At 43.0% G+C, this 20,628-nt stretch carries 13 protein-coding genes; 7 read left to right on the top strand and 6 right to left on the bottom strand.

Annotation, left to right across the window (positions count from 1 at the left end; all coding sequences use genetic code 11):
- Positions 1–305: 305 nt before the first annotated feature.
- Entirely contained in the window at positions 306–2,354 is a 2,049-nt protein-coding gene (locus W7W_RS0105300; protein WP_025007065.1) for a M13 family metallopeptidase, read from the top strand.
- Positions 2,355–2,632: 278 nt separating this feature from the next.
- Here W7W_RS0105300 and W7W_RS0105295 read toward each other — a convergent pair whose 3' ends face one another.
- Positions 2,633–5,131, bottom strand: coding sequence for an FAD-dependent oxidoreductase (locus W7W_RS0105295; RefSeq protein WP_010662784.1), 2,499 nt, complete (start codon positions 5,129–5,131; stop codon positions 2,633–2,635).
- 224 nt (positions 5,132–5,355) lie between these two features.
- Here W7W_RS0105295 and W7W_RS0105290 point away from each other — a divergent pair, with 224 nt between their 5' ends.
- Positions 5,356–5,976 (top strand): trimeric intracellular cation channel family protein, encoded by a 621-nt coding sequence (locus W7W_RS0105290; RefSeq protein WP_010662783.1) that lies wholly within the window; start codon positions 5,356–5,358, stop codon positions 5,974–5,976.
- Here W7W_RS0105290 and W7W_RS0105285 read toward each other — a convergent pair.
- The 3 genes from W7W_RS0105285 to W7W_RS0105275 are packed head-to-tail and all read right to left on the bottom strand — an operon-like array spanning position 5,973 to position 11,855.
- Positions 5,973–7,991 (bottom strand): AAA family ATPase, encoded by a 2,019-nt coding sequence (locus W7W_RS0105285; RefSeq protein ID WP_010662782.1) that lies wholly within the window; start codon positions 7,989–7,991, stop codon positions 5,973–5,975. The genes W7W_RS0105290 and W7W_RS0105285 overlap by 4 nt on opposite strands.
- A complete protein-coding gene (locus tag W7W_RS0105280; protein WP_010662781.1) occupies positions 7,984–10,125 on the bottom strand; it encodes a tetratricopeptide repeat protein in 2,142 nt (713 codons plus the stop codon). Before W7W_RS0105280 ends, W7W_RS0105285 begins: the two co-directional genes overlap by 8 nt.
- 5 nt (positions 10,126–10,130) lie before the next feature.
- Positions 10,131–11,855, bottom strand: coding sequence for a M23 family metallopeptidase (locus tag W7W_RS0105275; protein ID WP_010662780.1), 1,725 nt, complete (start codon positions 11,853–11,855; stop codon positions 10,131–10,133).
- Positions 11,856–11,987: 132 nt separating this feature from the next.
- Here W7W_RS0105275 and W7W_RS0105270 point away from each other — a divergent pair, with 132 nt between their 5' ends.
- Positions 11,988–12,281 (top strand): sll1863 family stress response protein, encoded by a 294-nt coding sequence (locus tag W7W_RS0105270; RefSeq protein ID WP_010662779.1) that lies wholly within the window; start codon positions 11,988–11,990, stop codon positions 12,279–12,281.
- Between the two features lie 188 nt (positions 12,282–12,469).
- Here W7W_RS0105270 and W7W_RS0105265 read toward each other — a convergent pair whose 3' ends face one another.
- Together W7W_RS0105265 and W7W_RS0105260 are read right to left on the bottom strand one after the other, a co-directional pair.
- Positions 12,470–13,822, bottom strand: coding sequence for an SGNH/GDSL hydrolase family protein (locus tag W7W_RS0105265; RefSeq protein ID WP_234408819.1), 1,353 nt, complete (start codon positions 13,820–13,822; stop codon positions 12,470–12,472).
- Between the two features lie 21 nt (positions 13,823–13,843).
- Positions 13,844–15,073: an OmpP1/FadL family transporter gene (locus tag W7W_RS0105260; RefSeq protein WP_010662777.1), complete on the bottom strand. Its 1,230-nt coding sequence runs from the start codon at positions 15,071–15,073 to the stop codon at positions 13,844–13,846.
- A 614-nt stretch (positions 15,074–15,687) separates the two neighbouring features.
- On the opposite strand from W7W_RS0105260, the gene W7W_RS0105250 reads away from it, so the two are divergent.
- The 4 genes from W7W_RS0105250 (at position 15,688) to W7W_RS0105235 (ending at position 20,624) form a co-directional block, all read left to right on the top strand.
- Entirely contained in the window at positions 15,688–15,930 is a 243-nt protein-coding gene (locus W7W_RS0105250) for a transposase (protein ID WP_010662776.1), read from the top strand.
- A 428-nt stretch (positions 15,931–16,358) separates the two neighbouring features.
- The gene (locus W7W_RS0105245) at positions 16,359–17,888 is read left to right on the top strand and encodes a DUF4301 family protein (protein WP_010662775.1); all 1,530 of its coding nucleotides are present in this window, start codon (positions 16,359–16,361) and stop codon (positions 17,886–17,888) included.
- 384 nt (positions 17,889–18,272) lie between these two features.
- The gene (locus W7W_RS0105240; RefSeq protein WP_010662774.1) at positions 18,273–19,703 is read left to right on the top strand and encodes a tetratricopeptide repeat protein; all 1,431 of its coding nucleotides are present in this window, start codon (positions 18,273–18,275) and stop codon (positions 19,701–19,703) included.
- Positions 19,704–19,712: 9 nt separating this feature from the next.
- On the top strand, positions 19,713–20,624 hold the full coding sequence (locus tag W7W_RS0105235; protein ID WP_010662773.1) for a DUF368 domain-containing protein: 912 nt from the start codon (positions 19,713–19,715) through the stop codon (positions 20,622–20,624).
- The last annotated feature ends 4 nt before the right edge of the window (positions 20,625–20,628 follow it).

Below are 20,628 nucleotides of genomic sequence, written 5' to 3'. Positions count from 1 at the left end.
AAAAGTTTTAGCTGGAAGCCGGAATAATCTGCAGATATGGGGTTATCATCCTAAAAATTAACCTGCCTATTACATAAAACAGGTTAGGTACAACAAGCTGAAAGCCTGAGAGCAACGGCCCGGGACGCTGGCCCAGGCTAATGCTTAAACACAACAACATTATGTAATCCTTTAAAAGGGAAAAACCTCGCTTTTAAGAGGACTGGTTTATTCATAAGTTTTGAATATCAAAGTTTTTGAGAAATTTCTCAACATAGAAAAAGCACAAAAAACCGTATCAAATATTAATCATAAATGAACATCAAATGAATCTATTAAAACCGTTAATGTTTGCAGCTGCAGGGCTTATGGTAATTCCTGCCTGTACCGGCAGCGACAAGGCGCCCGCAAAAGATGAGCGGGCCGTGTTCTCTCCGGAGAACATGGATACCACCTTGACACCGGGTGAAAACTTCTATCTCTACGCCAACGGAGGATGGATCGAAAACCATCCCCTACCTGACGACAAAAGCCGATTTGGTGCTTTCGATATGCTGGCAGAAGAAAACCGCGAAAAAGTAAAAACAATCATTGAGGAAGCTGCTCAAACCGAGGCTGAAACAGGAAGTGTAGCTCAGCAAATCGGTGATTTTTTTGCTTCCGGAATGGATACTCTTGCCATAGAAAAAGCTGGTCTGGAGCCACTTTCCGATATTTTTGCACTCATTGGCACCATCAATAACCCCGAAACATTGGTAAAAGTGGCGGCTGCACTGCATCAGCAACAGATTTACCCATTCTTTTATCTCTACAGTTCTCCCGACCGGAAAAACAGTGACATGGTTATTGCCAATTTTTATCAGGGCGGACTGGGACTTCCCGACCGGGATTACTACTTCGATGAGAGTGAGCGCGGCAAAAAACTCAGGGATGCCTACCAACAATACCTGACGACTCTTTTTGTGCTGAAGGGAGAAACAGAGGAAACTGCCAGTCAAAAGACCTCAAACATAATAGAGCTGGAAACCCGGATGGCAAAAGCCTCCAATACACGACTGGAAAACAGGGATCCTCAAACCACTTACAATCCGACCACTCTTGAGGAACTTCCAAAAATGGCCGCTGGATTTGACTGGACCCTTTATTTCAGTGAAGCAGGACTTCCCAAGCCTGGAAAAATTAATGTAGGACAGCCGAAATTTATGGCCGAAGTTGCAAAAATGATCAATGAGGTAAGCCCGGAAATGTGGCAGGACTATTTCACTGCTGTAGCCATGAGAAGTATGGCCCCTTATCTGACACAGGACTTTGTGGAAGCCAACTTTGAGATGTACGGCCGAACCCTGTCGGGACAACCAAGCATGGAACCACGTTGGAAACGTGTTTTAAATACCACCAGCGGTGCTTTGGGAGAAGCAGTGGGTCAGCTTTATGTTGAAAAATATTTCCCGCCGGAAGCCAAGGAACGGATGCTGGAATTGACCGGCAACCTGAAAAAATCATTTGCCCGCCGCATTGACCAGCTGGAATGGATGAGCGACCAAACCAAAAAAGAAGCGCACAATAAACTGGACGCCATTAAAGTAAAAATCGGATATCCTGATAAATGGCGCGATTACAGTGGTCTGGAAGTATCAAAAAAGAATTACGCAGAAAATGTGATACGTTCCAATCGTTTTGATTTCATCTTCGACCTCAACAAAATCGGGAAACCGGTGGATGAAGATGAGTGGCACATGACTCCTCAAACAGTAAATGCTTACTATAGTCCGCTGGCCAATGAAATTGTTTTTCCTGCCGCAATTCTTCAGCCTCCTTTCTTCTATCCTTATGGTGATGACGCCGTGAATTATGGTGCTATTGGCATGGTTATCGGCCATGAGATGACACATGGATTCGACGATAAAGGCCGTCAGTATGATAAAGACGGAAACATGAACGACTGGTGGCAACCTGCTGATGCAGGCAATTTTGAAAAGCGAGCGCAGGTTTTGATTGACCGTTATGACAATTTTGCTGTGCTGGATACCATCAAAGCAGACGGAGAACTAACCCTGGGAGAAAACATCGCCGATCTGGGCGGTTTAAACATTGCCTATCAGGCCTACAAAATGAGTCTGGAAGGAAAAGAAGAACCCGGAAAACTGGATGGCTTCACCGATGATCAGCGTTTCTTCCTGGCTTATGCCCGTGTATGGGCACAAAACATCCGGGACGAAGAGATATTGCGTCGTACCAAAGAAGACGTTCACTCACTCGGTAAATGGCGTGTAAATGGTCCTTTACCAAATATGCAGCCATTTGTTGAAGCTTTTAATATTGAAGCTGACGACGCCATGTACCTGGCTCCCGAAAAAAGAGCATCAATTTGGTAGAAAATTTGATCTACCTTATACATAAAACTGGTAAAGTGTAAACAGGCTGAAGGCCTGAGAGCAATAGCCCAGGGCAACGCCCCAGGCTGTTGCTTAAAGACCTTCGGCCTTTTAAAAAAGCAACCACATTATGTATTCCGTTAAAAGGGAAAAGCCTCGCTTTTGGGAGGACTACCTTATAAATAAGACAGACGGCAGATTGAAATCCGCACATTTCGAATAAAAAAGGCCGTCCTGAAAGGGACGGCCTTTTTTGTTGTTAATCAGAAGACCTTTAATCAGATAAACAAGTTAAGGTTGGATGATTCCGCCTCTTCCAGGTAGTTGGCGACTCCCCCAATGCGAACACCATCAATCAATTCTCCACTGTGAACGCCCATTACATCCATACTCATCTGGCAGGCAATCATCTGCACCTCAGAACGAACGGCATTATCAATCATTACCTCCAGCGCATCCACATTTTTGCTTTTCATGCGTTGTTTCATCATGCTGCGACCAATTCCGCCCATATTCATGTTTGACAAAGGTAATTTTCCGGCGTGGCCGGGCATCATCAGTCCAAACATACGATCCATCATCCCCTTGCGGGTTCTGGGCTTATCCTGCTTTTTAATCACATTAAGTCCCCAGAAAGTAAAGAACATCGTAACTTTTTTGCCCATGGAAGCTGCACCATTTGCGATAACAAAAGAAGCGAGCGCGCGGTCCAGATCATCGCTAAAAACAATAATAGTCTTATTGTCTCCTTTGTCAATGGTTCTGATACCTTCGGACATCTGCTCCATCCCGTTCATTGCTGACGATTTTTCGTTTTTCTTACGGATCACCGCTGTTATTTCAGCTCCTTTTTTGGAGCGGCCCACAAGCGTGTGACCGGTGACTTTACACCACGATGCCACATCATTATAAAAGCCCGGATCGGTAGCTTTAACCTGCATCTCCTGGTCCGGTTCAATTTTGGCCATCTCTTCCTTCAGCTTTAAAACAGGACCAGGGCATTGCAGTCCACAAGCATCCACCTGAAGCGTATCAGCTTTTATCAACGGCAAATGTACCTTTTCCTCATCATTGGTCGGTTTCGCTTCCTCCGAAACATTAAATTTCAGTGGATTGTTCTGCTCTTCCATGGCCGACTGATATACCTTCAATCCCCCGGAGAGGTTATATACTTTTTCAAACCCGTGTTGTTTAAGAATCCGGGTGGCAACATATCCGCGCAATCCCACCCCACAAAAGATGTAAAGATTTTTGTCACGGGGAATTTCATCCAGACGGTCACGCAACTGATCAAGTTCTATGTTCACCGATCCCTCAATGGCATTCAGACTATATTCATCAGGAGTACGAACATCGATGAGGCAACTGTCGGAATGCGACCATTCATGAAATTTGTATGGAGACAACGGCAGAAACAGTCCCTTCATGATATTCTCTGCATTGTATCCTGCCTGACTCACAGGGTCTTTGGCCGAACTAAAAGGCGGCGCATAAGCATGTTCTATTTCCTGAAGATCATAAATATCACCATTCTCTTTAATGACTGCTGCAATAATGTCGATGCGCTTATCCACACCACCATACCCCACAATCTGAGCACCCAATACTTTACCGTTTTCAGGGTTAAAAGTCAGTTTAAGCACCATATTTGTGGAACCCGGGTAATAACCGGCATGACTTCCTGCATTTACAATGGTTGATTGATGTGGAATACCGGCCTGCGCCAGGGCTTTATCGCTCAAACCGGTAGTTCCGGCAGTCAGGTCAAAAACCTTTGCAATGGCTGTACCTATAGATCCCCGGTATTTTCTTTGATGTCCGTAAACCATATTGTCGGCAAGAATACGTCCCTGCTTGTTAGCCGGACCTGCCAGAAATGCGAGGGACGACTGACCGGTAAGGGGATGCGGAAATTCAATGGCATCACCTACCGCATATATATTTTCATGCGAAGTTTGCAGATAATCATCCACCAGAATACCTCCGCGTTGTCCAAGTTTAAGGGCTGCCTTCCGGGCAAGAGAGGTATCCGGTTTCACACCTATGGACAAAACCACAAAATCAGCCTTCAGCCGGTTACCACAGGCCAGCCTGACGGTGAGTTCATTTCCATTGTCCTGAAATTCCTGCACGGCATCCTGCAGATAAAGTCCTACTTCTTTCTCCTTGAAATGCTGATGCAAAAGAGCAGCAATTTCCGGGTCCATCATATTCATCACCTGAGGAGCAGCTTCCACCACCGTTACGTTTATACCCCGGTGATGAAGGTTTTCGGCCATCTCCAGGCCAATAAAACCGGCTCCTACGACAATTGCAGAACGAGGCTTCTCATCATCCACAAAAGCCTTTATGCGGTCGGTATCGTCCACATTCCGGAGTGTAAAAATATTTTTATGATCGATGCCGGGAATGGGGGGTTTCACCGGTTGAGCACCCGGCGAAAGAACCAGCTTATCGTAAGGCTCCGAATATTCTTTTCCGCTTTTCAAATCACGTACACTAACTGTCTGATTTTCTGAATCAATATTCGTTACTTCTGAAAAAATTCTCACATCAATATTGAAACGGCCACCAAAACTTTCAGGTGTCTGAACCAACAGTTTCTCACGCTCTTTAATAACCCCGCCAATATAGTAAGGCAATCCGCAGTTGGCATAAGAAATATGCTCCCCTTTTTCGAGCATAATAATTTCGGCCTTCTCGTCAATTCGCCTCAAACGTGCGGCAGTGGTGGCTCCGCCAGCCACTCCGCCAATGATTACATACTTGTTCTGCATAGCTTCTGATTAATTTGCAGACAAAAGTATAAAAACATATACATTTTTATATGTCCATATATCTCATTTAAAGAAAAAGTTCTTTAAAAGTTGTTAATAGGCTGAAAGTCATCTTTTAGAAAAATTAGAAGAAAAAAACGAAACCTGTTTCCCCGACCGAGTTTTTGATTAATTTTGCGGGCCAAAATCGGAAACCAATACAACCGTTACAATCGCGAAAGGAAATGGAAATAGACATCATAATCTGGCTCGATTACATAGGAACCATGGTATTTGCAATCAGTGGAGTCTTAACTGCAGGCACAAAGCGGCTTGATTTATTTGGCGCTATGTTCATAGGAGTAGTGACCGCTATCGGAGGCGGAACAATCAGGGATTTGTTGCTTGGTGTCACCCCTGTTACCTGGCTTCAGGGCTATGGTTATCTGATTGCCATTTTCAGCGGATTTGCCATCACCCTTGTTTTCAAAAAGTTTGTTGCACGAATGCGCCGAACCTTATTCCTATTTGACACCATCGGAATAGGTGTATTCACCATTATTGGTCTGGAAAAAGCGTTGAATCTTGGGGTAAATCCTGCAGTAGCCGTTATTATGGGCATGACTTCGGCAGTCGTCGGCGGAGTAATCAGAGACACCCTGACCAATGACCTTCCGTTAATATTTCACAAGGAAATATATGCCACCGCTTGTATTACAGGAGCTTTATTTTATTTGTTTTTCAACTGGCTCAATCTTCCATCCACACTCAACGAGCTGTTGACCGTCGGCATTATTATCGCCATCAGGCTTCTCTCTATCCGTTTCAATCTTGTCATTCCGGTATTTAAAACTCCAGAGTCTTAACCAGAATAATCATCATCATCCAGACTGGCAGCCATATTCCAATAGGTTTGAGCTTTATCCATTTCCCCCAGGCGGGCACAAACATCCCCCAGATTTTTATATACTTCCGGATCGGACTGCTGCAAATTGGAAGCCTCCAAAAAATCCTGATAAGCACCCGAAAAATGGCGGAGCTGAAAACGGGCCTTCCCCCTGCCAAGTAGGGCCTCGAAATTACGTTGATGCAATTGGAGTACCGACGTAAAATCTCTTTCTGCATTTTCAAGGTCACCGGTTTGCGTCAGAATATTTCCACGACGGATCAGAGCATCAATAAACCTGGGATTCAGGCTCAAAGCTTTATTCAGGTTAGCCAGAGCACTCCTTTTATCCTTGAATTTCACCTCACACTCGTTGGCCATCAGGAAGTACTCACGAGCAAATTCCTCCACATTCTTCTGTTGCAAGGCCAACTCTTCTTCCAAATCATCAATTTTCTTTTTTAATCTGGTGGCAAAAACCATTTCACTTGCCATAAAACGCTGAATAACTGGGCTTTCCAAATCATCTTTCCGATATTTAACCGCTTCTGCCAAATATTTCACCGATTCTTGCCAGTTTCCCTGTCGAAAACTTTTTAACGCCGAGATGTAAGCCCCGTCAGCCTTCGCTTTATTCAGTTCTTCCTGAATCAGCCGCTGATCATTAGCCGATCGGGCAAACTGCGTCACCTGAGGGTTGACGATGACATCACGCGAGGTAACAGGAGTTTTAAGCACAATACCTTCCAGCGATCTGCAGCGGCTCAGTGCAACATAGAGTTGTCCTCCGGCAAATGCCCCACCGCTGAAGTCAATAACCACCTTGTCAAATGTAAGTCCCTGACTTTTATGGACCGTAATGGCCCAGGCCAGCCGCAGCGGAAATTGCGTAAAAGAACCAATTTCCTCTTCAATAATCCGGTTATTTTCCTCGTCGTAGCGATACCGCAGATTAAGCCATTTTTCCCGGGTTATCAAATGCGTCTGATCATCCTCTGTTCGCACGTAAATTCCGTCTTCACTAATCTCATCCACCAGACCAAGTGTTCCGTTATACCAGCGTTTTTGGGGATCATTCTTCACAAACATCACCTGAGCATTTTCCTTCAATACCAGTTCTTTCAGTGTAGGAAGACTGGATTCGGAAAACTCGCCCTGTATTTGGCCTGTAAAAGTCTCAGCATCACCGTCCAACTCATCCAGTTTCTTATCATTGATATAATTAACGGTATCCCGACGTGTGGCAAGTGTTATAAACAATTCACTAACAGGAGGCTCAAAAGAGCGGTCAAGACGTTCATTAATGTTGGAAATATCAGTTGGAGCCGCCGCATTTACCCGTATTTTATCCAACATTTGAACAAAAGCCTTGTCATTTTGCCGATACACCTTGGTTAATTCAATTTGAACCAACGGGATACGGGAAAAGACTCTGGCGGAAAAGAAAAAAGGAGACTTGTAAAACCGACTGAGAATTTTCCAGTCATCCGAGCGCACCACCGGCTCCAGCTGGAAAGCATCCCCCACCATCAGAATTTGTTTCCCGCCGAAAGGCAGCGTTTTATTTTTGGTATATACCCGCAAAACCTGATCAATGAAATCCAACACATCTACCCGAACCATGGAGACCTCGTCAATAATCAACAAATCTGTTTCACGGATAAGTTTTATTTTCTCTTTATTGTACTTCAGAAAATCGAAAATCCGGCCATCTTTGGTTGACAGATCAGGGTCATCAGGCAATATGGGCCTGAACGGGATTTTGAAAAAGGAGTGCATAGTTACCCCACCGGCATTGATGGCTGCAATACCTGTGGGTGCCACCACAATGTGTTTTTTATGTGTATTTTCACAGATGTATTTCAAAAATGTAGATTTACCCGTTCCGGCACGCCCCGTTAAAAACACTGAAGAGTTGGTGTATTGAATTAACTGAAGTGCATTACGAAATTCCGCATTGTCAAGATCCATATTTTCGGGTAATTCACTACTCATACGCGGCCTCCTCTTCTAATTCCTTTTCTGTTTCAAATGCGCCATACCGTTTAATAATGCTGTAAGCTTCAAAAACACCCAATTCACCGGCCTTACTCAAATCCATGGTACCTTTGGTTGTTTCTTCGAGGTAAATCCTGTTCAAACCCCGGTTGAAGTATGCTTCGGCAAAGTCAGGATTGAGCGCTATTGCTTTGGAGTAATCCTCCACCGAAGCCTCAAAATCGCGCAAAAGACTTTTCATAAATGCTCTGTTGAACCATGCAAACTCAAATTCAGGCGCCAGTTCAATGACTTTGTTCAGGTCGTCGATAATTAGGTTGTAGTCAAGTATAGAAGACTTGTCCGCCCCGCCTGAAGCCCCCAATGCATCTCCGGAACCTGACAGCCTAAGTTCTTCCACAGATGGTGCCTCTTCTGATTCAAAGGATTTCACGGTTTCAACCATCTTATACCGGGCAAACGCCCTCTGGAAAAAAGCCAGATAACAAGTACTGTCCAGTGACACAGCGCTGCTGAAATCTTCGATGGCATTATTCAGATTCTGAACAGCCAGATAATGCATTCCACGCTCCATCAAAAGGTTCACTCTGCCTTCAATATCTTCTGTATTTTCCAATCGTGCGCTTAGACGGGCAATATTCTCAAAAAATATGGCTGATGCCTCCCGACTTATTTCACCTGTAACATTGGCTATTTCTACAGATCGTCCGGAATGGAAATTCTCCGCCAGTTCTTCCACATCCCTTTCAAAATAACGTACTCTGTGAACCAGAGTATCCCCCGGGAAAAACGTTAATCCGTAAGGTCCCTGAAGGTCCACCATTATGTTACGATTCTGAATCTTTCCTCTTAAGGAAGAACCTGTGAGTTCTTCGGGCTGATCGGTTCCAAAATCGTCCAACACAGCCATTTTATCATAATTTCTGATATTGCGGTCGTTTTCTCCGCGCGTCTCTTTTCGTTTGCCTTTTTCGGAGGTTTCCTCTTTGGTTGTTTTTCCTGACGCCAGTTGCTCCTCCTCCTTCCCTATATTTTCTCTTCGATCCATCTCCAACTTCATGGCAGTGTTATAATCCAACCGGGCAGCTTCTTCCTGTCCCAATGCCATACGAACCTCTGCACGATTGTAATACACAGGCGAAAAATCAGGATAAGCATCGGCTACAATATTGTAATCGGACAAAGCCTTGCGAAAATCACCCTTTTCCTGATAAAGCATTCCCCGATAATAAAGAGTAGGCAAATCCTCGCCCCTGAGCGCCAAAACCCGGGAGAAATCATTGATGGCTCCGTCAAGATCTCCGATTTCAGCCCTGAGAATACCGCGGTTGTTGTACCCCATGGCATTGCGGGGATCCAGTTCAACAAACTTATTGAAATCCGCCATCGTTCCACGCAAACTATCCAGCTGATACCTGATAATTCCACGATTCATATAAAGCGAAGCTTCTTCAGGGCGTAATAGAACAGCAGCATCCACATCTTTAAGGGCTTTTTCAAATTCCCCCTGATGATAATAAACCATCGACCGGTTCACAAAACCATCCGGGATATATGGATTACGCTCCACAGCCTGAGAAAAATCCTGCAGTGCTCCAACAGTGTCATTGGCTGAGAATCTTGCCAGTCCACGGTTCAGGTATGCAGTGACCATATTGGGTGACTCGTCTAAAATCTCCGAATACACTTGTGTAGCCTTCTCAAAATCTTTGGTCTGAATATAAGCTATACCCAGATTAATCATCAGATTCATATTCAGCGGATCCACATCAAGCCCCTGTTTATAATCATCAATGGAAGCTTTGGGATTTTCGAGCTTCTGATGCACAATTCCGCGCAAATTGTATGCATCAATCATGTAGGGGTTTATTTCAAGTGCTCTGTCACAATCTTCCAATGCTCCAGGGAAATCTTCCAGGTGATATTTTCCCACTGCGCGGTAATAATAAGGTTCAGACAGGTAAGGCTTGGCTTTAATTATTTGATTAAAGTACTGAATGGCAAGGATGTAATCCTCAAAATAGAGGGCATTCCGACCAATAATGGTCATGCGGTCGGTATCAATTTGTGCTTTCGCACCTCCCCCGCCCAAAGCCGTCATTACCAAAAATATGTATATAATTTTCCGCATAAGTATTAATACCTGAAATTGGTTTCCAGCAATTCTACATTACCAGCATTATCGGCAACTTCTATTCTTAAACTATGATTTCCTTTTACCAGGAATGGGACTTTATCAAAAAAACAAGTCAGCTGATTATTTTTTGCATCATACTCAAAAAGTACCCATTGGTCGTTAATATACCCTGCAAACTGTGCAATTCCTGAAAAGTCATCTTCCATACGAACAACCATCTTTTCCCGGTTGGAATACTTATTTTGTACCGGAGGATTCTTCAGATACAACAAAGGAGCCACGCTATCTCGGACCAAAAGAAAATCGCCACAAAGTCTGCTGTTTATTACAAATTCTGAGCCATCTGCTTTACCACCGGCAAACTGTGGCATCAGATTTCCATCCAAAACGGCCCCGCACAATCCGTTTGTTTCTGTCGAATCCGGTAAAGGAAACCTTATTTCAAAACCATTATGAACAGGTATGGTTTTATCAAAAATCGAAAAAACGGTTCCCGACTCCGAAATAAATGATTCCCTTACACCGACAAATCCGCTAATATCCTCATAAAAGGTTCCTTTTTCCATAGACACCTTATGCCCGGATTCTTCATAAAAATAAGGAGCATCGGCATCAATAAAAATTCCGACCTGATCTGCCACCGGTCCTGAAGCCAGAAAACGATCCCCCTCCACAGAAAAACAAAGTGAAGAACCGTTCCCTGAAATATCTTTTACCAGATAATCAAACTGAAAATCACTACCGGGCTCAACAACTATTTTCCCTCGTTGTGCATTAAACTCGTATAAATTAATATGGTTGTACGGATCCACAAAGCTTTTCTGAATCGTGCGTCCGGAAATCATTTTATCGGAATAATCAATATGACTGTTCACGAAACGAGTATCATGAAAGAAAAAACCATCCATTACACTGGAAAAAACAGGTTCCTCATTTACTTTTAGTCCGATGCTGTGAACACCACATTTACGCCACGAACCGGTGTAATAATCGAGTACATCAATCCCCACTCCTATGGTTCCGGTAGCTCTAATATCCGGATTGTGCTTCAGATGAAAAGCTCCGTCATAAAACACGGCCGGATAATATACCGGCTGCTTCTGTCCGTTAATGGTAGCACCGGCACTTAGCGGATAAAGCTTAATTCCTGTAATATGCGGCCGTACATCATCTTTTACCGGAGTTGAAAATGCCAATGGATCAATGGGTTTCTGTCCCTCTGTAATGCGCACTTCAAAATGCAGGTGAGGCCCCCCGGAGCTTCCGGAATTTCCTGAGTAAGCAATCACTTCTCCTCTTTCAACCATGAAATCTCCGGGTTTCAGATATTTATTGATTTCAAAAGATTCTTCCTGATATTGCAGAGCAAGAACTAAAGAATCCAAAACCGGAGAAAATGATTCTAAATGAGCATAAACAGTGGTGTATCCTGAAGGATGATCGATATAAAGAGCTTTTCCAAATCCTCCTGCAGAAACAGCAATTCTGGAAACATACCCTGTTTCCGCTGCAAAAACAGGCAATCCGGTCTTCCCTTGCGTTGCTAAATCCAACCCCGAATGAAAATGGTTGCTTCTGATTTCCCCAAAACTACCACTCACTTTTGGCTTTATCTCCAGCGGAAAATGGTAATCCCATCCAGAGGTAATTTCCTGAGCTCCGGCCACCCCACCAGTAAGCAATAAAAAAACAAGTTGAAGAGAAAATATATAATGTCTTGGCATTTGATTCATTATTTAAGGCCCTAAAAATAGAAAATTTTGAGGGGTTTAAAGAATTTTTCCCACAGAACAAACCAATCAAACAATATGCCTCAATTTGTTGTTGTATTAATAAACTTCAAAAACCTAAAAGTCATGAAAAACAAGGACGCTTATATTGAAAAGTTTGAAGCCCAAATTAAAGAATTACAGGCCGACATCGACAAACTGGATGCAAAAGCCAAACAGAGCGAGGCTGATATGAGAATTAAATACCAGGACGAATTGGCTCAACTTCAGGGGAAAAGAGACCAGTTAAAAGAACGTCTGGCCGAAATAAAAAATGCCTCGGATGATGCCTGGGAAGAGTTAAAATCCGGTGCCGAGAAAGCTTTTGATGACTTGAAAAACAGTTGGAACTCGGCCATGAATAGGTTCAATAAAGAATAAAATCCGACCACTTAAAAAATCATATTAAATAACAATTTTACCATCTGTTTGCTTTATTGGAAGATGTTGTGTCATGGTAGAAAAACAAGGACGATAAAGCAAAAATGGTAGAGTTGTTATTTTTTTATCAAAAAAATGCCGGCAAAAACCGGCATTTTTATTAATCAGAAGTGTATTTTGGGAAATAATTACGGGAAAACAATCCCGTCCTGATTGTTTACGACCACTTGCGGAATTGTACTTCCGTATTTTTCATTCACAGCATCAATAAATTCATTGGCCAAAATGGCCGAGCCACGGGCTGTAACATGGATCCCATCCAAAGAGAACACGCCCCCCGTAATATAGGCATTGTTGTAAGATATGCCATCCACCATCAGTCCATCGGCAGTTGCTTCCAGTAAATCGTTGGTTTCCACAAGAGCCAAATCAAACTGACTTGCTCTTTCCCGGATAATGCCATTAAAAACCACTGTAGCCTCAGCGATGGCGGTTAACTCAGCTTTGTCCAGTACATATTCCTGTGGAACGGGACTCTGAGATCCCCATCCTGCCGCTGTGATATTTGTACGTGCAGTAAGTAATATTTTCTCATCTGCTGCTATCTGACGCATTCCCAGCGGATGATCTTCGTCTTCCACCACGAAATAATTGGCCCCTTCAGTAAAGGTTATTTTTTCCAGATTGTATTGCATTGCAGCATCATTGTATTGCTGATAACCTACATTCAACGCAGTGGCCTGTTCCGCTGTCAATTCCAGCATACCGGGCAACACGGTATTAAAAAATGGAATTCGGTCAATATCGGGAACCGTGGCAATCACCCCTTTGGCTCCCTGCCCGGTCAGGCCCGATAACATCAAATCATAACTTTGCCCAAAAACCGGAGCAGGGGTAATATCATCTCCCCCCATTCCTGCACTCTCCCCTTCGCCACCTGCCAGGGCATAACCCAGCACATCGTTTCCGCCAATCCACAGACTGAAAAAAGTCGGGGTCAATGACAATGCATCAGACAAAGCGGTGGAAACACCGGGAGCTGTTGCAAAACGCGCATAAAAAGGATTGAAATTTCCTACCCCTGATGTGAAATCTCCATATTCAGAAGCTACCAAATGATAACTTCTGGCTCCGGGAATCCCTATATTATGGTATGGAGCCCCCTCATTAATCCAGGTGGAAGGATCGGTTAAAAGTTCCGGATTTCCTTCGGTGGTAACAGGTGCCAGACCGGATTGGGTTACCTGAAGTTCCATTTTCCCCTCGAGCGATGAACCAACGCTGGTTCCTTCAGGTAAAAACGGTACTGAATAGCCTTCATTTCCCAAACCGGACAAATTCGCTGCCATCAGAGTCGTAAAAGCACTCTCCTGCCCATACCGGCTCAGTGCACCATCGGTATATCCGGCAGAGTAAGAATCTCCCAAAGATACAAATACAGAAAAATCAGCTCCTCCACTTTTGGGCGTTGGAACATCTGCCTCCTGGTCACATGAACTTAGAAATGTTATTGCTAAGGCAAAGTATAATATCTTATTCATCATCATCACTTTTAAGGTATTTTAAAATGTATAGCTGATTCCCAGTCCGGGAAGCCATGCAGAAGTATTGTATGTTCCGTAAAAGTCCATCGGAGCATATCCGTCTTCCCGCTCTTCGCCCGATATATAAAGCAGTGAAGCATCGAGCGATAACTTTGAACTGAGCGCATAAGACAGACCGGCAGAGATACCTGTTTTGTTGGTACCCGGAGTTTCCGGAGTCAGATAATCAGCTGGTATGGGCGTTTCATCATAATAAACACCGGCACGAACCTTCAGGTTTTCCAGCGCTTTGTATTCAGCACCCAATCTATAAACCATGGAGTTTTCAAAATTCCGTGGGTTTTCCGAGTCCTGAAGAGCCACAGTGTTCTGTTCAAAATCAAAATTCAATTCCTTATAGGCCGACCACCCCACATGTTGCAAATCAAAAGCAAGGAGTAGTTTATCACTGGCTTGCCACCCCAACCCAAATGTCAGGTTTGCGGGCATGGGCAATGCGGCTGAAAAAGTGTTTCCTTCAGGGAAATTTCCCCGCATACTTTCCGGAACTGAAAAAGTAGCCTCACCATCTTCCATCTCCACATTCACTTCGGAACGATAATTTACTCCAAAAGACAACTCAGGAGTTAATTTCAGAAAAAGTCCCACATTATAACCATAAGCAACAGTACTTCCTTCCAGCGTAACCTGTCCATCTCCGCTTTCCGACTGAAGGGGAAGTGCCTTATTGAGTTCCACAGCACCAAAAACAGCTACAGGACCACCACCGATACTTATTTTAGGTGTGATGGCATATGAAACGGTGGGCTGAACAAATATGGCCTGCAAAGATAAATCCTGTATTAAATAACGTCCGTCCCAGTCATCGCCCCAAACCAGGCTATTTCCGTAGGGTGAGTTGGCACCAATTCCAATCACCAGTTTTTCGTTTAAACGCATGGCACCATAAACAGAGAACGGAGTTCCCATAGGGTTGTCACTTTCGGCACTGTAAAGTGACGGTTGTCTTTTTACAAAAGTATTTTGCGAAATTACGCCACTTACACCTCCGGAAAACATATATTTTCCTTCAAGAAAAGATAAGGCACCGGGGTTAAAATGAATGGACGATGGACCCAGCAACAATGCTGTTCCTGTATGTCCCATTCCAATTTGCTTTTGTCCCTGCGCATTTACCTGATAGCCCTCGGCCAAAACAGGCGTCAGCGACAATATTAAGCCAACTAAACTTAACAATAATTGCTTCATAATAAAGAGTTGATATTAAAATGCTCCCTTTGAAAACAACCAACGAAAGCATTCAGCTATTAATGATTACTCTATTTGTTTGAATAGTTTATCCCATTGGAAAACGTGGCGAAAATAGAAATTTAATTCTCACTCAAAACGTTTTTGTTATTTGACTTTCAAACATTTACAGTTTTCGTCGTTTTTGGTCAATTCTTCATTGCTGGATTTTATTGAGATGCAGGAATTTACAAAAATGATTGTTCGAATCATAAATAATCAGGTAATGTTTTACCTAAAAAATTATTTATGAACAATTCCTGCAAAATTTCTTTAATTTAGTCTGGTTTATCTATGAGTTTTCGAATTGAGATGTTTAAACACCAACAAATTCGGATAACAGCAGAGGAGTTTTATGAAGGAGATAGTAAACTATTGTCAGGTCAATTAAATTGAGGACGCTTGAATTTAGCAGGTAATTAAACATCGTAAAGGACGAAGATCCTTAACCAATATCGATTTTAAATTGGTCTGAATTCTCCCGGTGCATCGTTTTTCTCTCTAAAAACTATTCTTCAACAGTCCAAAGACCTGAAAGCATTAGGCTGTAATAGTCAAATTTTATACTAATAAAATTGGTTGAGGAGTTAAAAAAACAATCTTCTCAATGGGCTAAAAAGGTTGATCCAAAATATTCAAAATTTTCCTGGCAAAGAGGGTATGGAATTTTTTCAGTAAATCCAAAAGAAGTTGATATTGTAAAAAGGTATATTGACAATCAGGATATACATCATAAAAAAATGACTTTTAAAGATGAATTCCGCAAGTTCTTGAAAAATTACAATATTGATTTTGGCGACAGCTATGTTTGGGATTAGGTGCTTTCGCCCCTTCAGGGCACTATCCCACACCAATACTCAAAGCGATAGGGCGTTGCCCCATGCTGGTGCTTGTTCCCCTTCAGGGCGAACACTATGCCCAGATACAAACCTATTTTTCATCGCGGGTCGAGATTCTGTAGTTAAAAATTGCATTTCCTTATGGTAATGAACTTTTTAAGGAATTAAAAATATGTCCATTCTAAAACCATCCCAAACAGGCCAACGATCTGGGAGCAATAGCCTGGGGCAACGCCCCAGGAAAATTGCCCCCCCCCTCATTCATTTTATGGAACTTAATTTATCGAACCATAATTTTGGATGATATTTTTGTTTTTATGCCTGAGATAAATTAAAGCTCCTATACCAGCATTATTTGAAAAAAACAGGAAAAATCATTATTTTCAGACAAATAAAAAACGAAAAACATGATCCAAGACACAGATTTGAAGCAACTTGAAGAAAAGGGGATTTCCATTGAGGCATTAAAAGAACAGATCAACCGCTTTAAAGAAGGCTTTCCACCGCTCAAAGCAGAGCGTCCTGCCACGCTAACCAATGGAATTATTGGATTATCGGAAAATTCTATTCATTCCCTGAAAAACCTTTACCAGGAAGAAATCAATAAGGGGCTGGTACCGCTCAAATTTGTTCCGGCCTCGGGAGCAGCAACCCGGATGTTTAAAGCCCTGTATCAATTTTTGGAGCACCCGGAAGACCTGAAACAACTGAATGATCAACATCCGGCAAAAGAATTTATCAATCACCTGCCCCGGTTTGCTTTTTTCAATGCCCTTAAACAGTTTTTCTCCGGCAAAAATCTTGACACGCCTGAAGAGCGCGAAGCTCTGGCCGTTGAAATTATTACCAGGGTGTTAAATGAAGATGGCTTAAATTACGGATTTTTACCCAAAGGGCTGATTCGGTTCCACCAGTATCCTGAAGGAGACCGGACTGCAATGCTTGAGCACCTGGCCGAAGCAGCCAGTTATGCCAAAAGCAAGGAAGATAAAGCCCACGTTCACTTTACCGTAAGTCCCGAGCATCTGGATCTATTCAAACAGGAATTGGCCGAAAACATAAAATCTTTACAAAAAAAGACGGGAACAGAATTTCAGATCACCTATAGTTTCCAAAAAGCACATACCGATACCGTTGCGGTATTCCCAGACAATGAACCATTCCGTGATAAAGACGGGAAACTGGTATTTCGCCCGGGAGGACACGGTTCCCTCATAGAAAACCTTAACGATTGCGATGCAGGAATCATTTTTATCAAAAACATTGATAATGTGCTGCCATCCGATAAAATCGGGCAGGTATCAGATTACAAACAAGCTCTGGGAGGCCTGGCACTTCAAATTCGAAACAAGGTATTTCATTTCATTCAAAAGCTGGAAGATGAACTATCCATCGACTTGATTACCTCCATCCGGAAATTCCTGAAAGAAACACTTCATACCGATATTCCGGGGCATTTGGCAGATGGTTCATTAGGTGAGCAGGGTGCATATCTTTTACATTTTCTGAATCGCCCCATCAGAGTATGCGGAATGGTTAAAAATGAAGGTGAGCCGGGCGGCGGCCCCTTCTGGGTGCGCAACACTGATGGTCAGGAAACCCTGCAAATTGTTGAAAGCTCACAACTTGACCTGTACAATCCTGAACAAAAGAAAATATTTGAAGGAAGCACCCATTTTAATCCGGTGGATTTGGTTTGCATAACCCGCAATTTTGAAGGAGATAAGTTTGATCTTCTGCAATATATTGATCAGAATACCGGTTTTATTTCGGAAAAATCAATCAACGGGGAAAGCATCAAAGCACTGGAAAGACCGGGACTTTGGAATGGTGCCATGGCCAACTGGCTGACAATTTTTGTGGAGGTCCCTGTTGAAACATTCAACCCTGTAAAAACGGTCAATGATTTGTTGCGAAAAGCCCATCAGCCTGAGTGAGACAGGGTTGACTATCTGGCAGAAGATAAAAGGCAGAAGGCAAAAGAGATGCATTCATCAGAAAATAATTAATCTAAGTTATTGGTCTGATGGAACTCGTATGGTTGATTATTTACATTCTCTTTTTAGGAAATCGCTGCAATGCTCGTTTGTGGAAATTTTGAGAAGTCAAAGCTCCATACTCGTTTCATGCCGGAACGCGGTTCATAGTGAGGGCCATTCCCGAAGTAATCTCACAAAGTCCATATGCAGAAAAAAAACAAGCTTGCTGTAATCATAAACAGCACACTATCAAGGCAAACAAGACATACGTACTAAAATGAATCAGATGCATTGGCATTACACAAAGATTGCGTACTTTTGCACCATTAAAAACAAGTGTGTATGTATGATTCATGGTCTGGCCATTTTAATGAAGTGAGGGAAGCTGTTGAGCGGTTTGAGAAAATGGAATACAAGGGACAGGAATTCTTTTTTGATGTCCACAGCATAGAAAATATATTTGATTTCTACATAGATAAGCTTCAGTTTAACAAGGCTGAACGCATTATAGAGATTGGTTTACGCCAACATCCCGAGGCCTCAGTATTAAAGGTTAAGCAAGCCATTATCTACATCGAAAACGGGAAACTCACTAAAGCTGCGGCACTGCTGGAAAATCTTCTGCAGATTGAGAAATCCAACTCCGAGGTTTACCTGAATCTGGGATATGTGTATCTGCGCAACGACCAAAACGAAAAAGCGAAAGCTACTTTTGAAGAAGGTTTTAAATATGCATTTGGGAATGACACGGAGGTTTTGCTCGATGTAACCCTATACCTCAACCAGTTTCATGAATATCAGGCCGCCATTGACATTCTGGAAAAACGGAAAAATCTTTTTTGGGCCAACGAGAACCTCTTGTTTGAACTGGCTTATGCCTATGATAAAGTGGAAGAAGACCAGAAAGCTTTCAACACCTACCAGCAGGTACTGGACATCAATCCTTGGTCAGACAATGCCTGGTACAATTCTGGTATCACGCTTGTAAAAATGGGTGATCTCAGAGGTGCCGATGAAGCCTTTGAATTTTGCCTGGCCATCAATCCGGAACATGCTCAAGCCTATTTCAATAAGGGAAATAGTCTGGCACAGCAAAATCGCTACCAGGAAGCCCTGGACAATTATCTGGAGTGCATCTCCTACGACATTTTTCAATCCCGTTGCCATCATTACATTGCCGACTGTTGGAATCAGCTTAGCAACTCCACTATGGCCGGTAAATTTTTCGACCTGGCGACACGCATAGATCCAATGGATATAGATGCCTGGGAAAGTTTTGCCCGATTTTACATGGAGCAACAAGACCCCGAAAACTGTCGGGCTGTCATTGATATGGCCATGAGGGAAAAAGAGATGATGCATGATTCCGAGCTGGGCATGTTTCATCACATTAAAGCACAATCTTATGTTCTGGAAGAAGAGTGGAAACTGTCAAAAAAATTTTTCGTTAAAGCCATTCTCAGTAACCGAAGAGATTTGCGTCACATCATAGCATTATTCAAACTCAGCAAAGCGCTCAATCCTTCTTACAACATCGAGTTGTTTGTGGATGAATATGGCGTCAAATTTATCGAAACCATCTCTTTTCAGTATATTCTGGCAGCTTATCATATTCTTATAACCGAAGACATTGAGCAAGCGACAGAACTATTGAATGGTGCTGTAATTTCAGCTCCGGGTTACCTGGACGATTTACTGGAAGCATTTCCGGGATTAAATCCTGCCATCAAAGAAGATCCTACGTTAAATGATTTTATAGAGCAGAACAAATAGACTATTCAGATGCTTAACAAAATTATTTTCCCTTTTCTGAAAGGTGCTGCCATGGGAGCAGCCAACGTAATCCCCGGAGTATCGGGTGGAACCATTGCCCTAATCACAGGCATCTTTGAGCGACTGATCAATGCCATCAAATCATTTGACGGAACCGCTTTTAAACTGCTGCTTAAGGGAAAACTAAAAGAGTTTGCAGCTTATACAGATATGTTTTTTCTGCTCTATCTGTTCGCCGGAGTTTTTGCAGCAATCCTTTCCCTTGCAAGGCTTCTGGAATATCTTTTCGAAAACCATCCCATCTATGTATGGGCCTTTTTCTTCGGTTTGGTATTAGCTTCCGTATGGTTTGTGGCACGCACCGTTCGAAAATGGCATGCGGCAGCCGTAATTTCTTTTTTAGTGGGAGCCTCCATTGCCATTAGCATCTCTGTCCTTACCCCTGCAGGGGAAGATCGGTCATTTTATTATTTGTTTTTGTGCGGCGTGGTAGCAATTTGCAGTATGATACTACCCGGACTTAGCGGCTCTTTCGTGCTGGTACTCATGGGAAACTATCAGCTGGTCATGATTGATGCCGTCAACAACTTTGATCTCTCGATTCTTTTGCCTGTGGGCATTGGAGCGGTAGTGGGACTGATTGTATTCAGCCGGTTCCTTTCGTGGTTGATGAAACGTTTTCCCAACTCTACCATTGCCCTGCTCTCAGGATTTATTCTGGGTTCTTTGGGAATTCTTTGGCCCTGGAAAACAGAAATCACTCAGACATTCGGAGATAAGGTGAAAGTAATTGCCTATGACTGGCATCTGCCGGAGGTCAACACCGAATTTGTACTTGCACTTGTTTTTATTATCTTAGGCATCGTAAGTATTGCCATCACGGAGATTTGGGCTGATAAAACTCAGACAGAAGATTATTAGCTCG

Source organism: Marinilabilia salmonicolor JCM 21150, assembly GCF_000259075.1.
GTDB classification, from domain to species: Bacteria; Bacteroidota; Bacteroidia; order Bacteroidales; family Marinilabiliaceae; genus Marinilabilia; species Marinilabilia salmonicolor.
This window is presented reverse-complemented; position numbering and strand designations above follow the sequence as displayed.

Coding starts and splice junctions, on each gene's coding strand:
- W7W_RS0105300 (WP_025007065.1), top strand. CDS start 306: ATGAATCTATTAAAACCGTTAATGTTTGCAGCTGCAGGGCTTATGGTA.
- W7W_RS0105295 (WP_010662784.1), bottom strand. CDS start 5,131: ATGCAGAACAAGTATGTAATCATTGGCGGAGTGGCTGGCGGAGCCACC.
- W7W_RS0105290 (WP_010662783.1), top strand. CDS start 5,356: ATGGAAATAGACATCATAATCTGGCTCGATTACATAGGAACCATGGTA.
- W7W_RS0105285 (WP_010662782.1), bottom strand. CDS start 7,991: ATGAGTAGTGAATTACCCGAAAATATGGATCTTGACAATGCGGAATTT.
- W7W_RS0105280 (WP_010662781.1), bottom strand. CDS start 10,125: ATGCGGAAAATTATATACATATTTTTGGTAATGACGGCTTTGGGCGGG.
- W7W_RS0105275 (WP_010662780.1), bottom strand. CDS start 11,855: ATGCCAAGACATTATATATTTTCTCTTCAACTTGTTTTTTTATTGCTT.
- W7W_RS0105270 (WP_010662779.1), top strand. CDS start 11,988: ATGAAAAACAAGGACGCTTATATTGAAAAGTTTGAAGCCCAAATTAAA.
- W7W_RS0105265 (WP_234408819.1), bottom strand. CDS start 13,822: ATGAATAAGATATTATACTTTGCCTTAGCAATAACATTTCTAAGTTCA.
- W7W_RS0105260 (WP_010662777.1), bottom strand. CDS start 15,073: ATGAAGCAATTATTGTTAAGTTTAGTTGGCTTAATATTGTCGCTGACG.
- W7W_RS0105245 (WP_010662775.1), top strand. CDS start 16,359: ATGATCCAAGACACAGATTTGAAGCAACTTGAAGAAAAGGGGATTTCC.
- W7W_RS0105240 (WP_010662774.1), top strand. CDS start 18,273: ATGTATGATTCATGGTCTGGCCATTTTAATGAAGTGAGGGAAGCTGTT.
- W7W_RS0105235 (WP_010662773.1), top strand. CDS start 19,713: ATGCTTAACAAAATTATTTTCCCTTTTCTGAAAGGTGCTGCCATGGGA.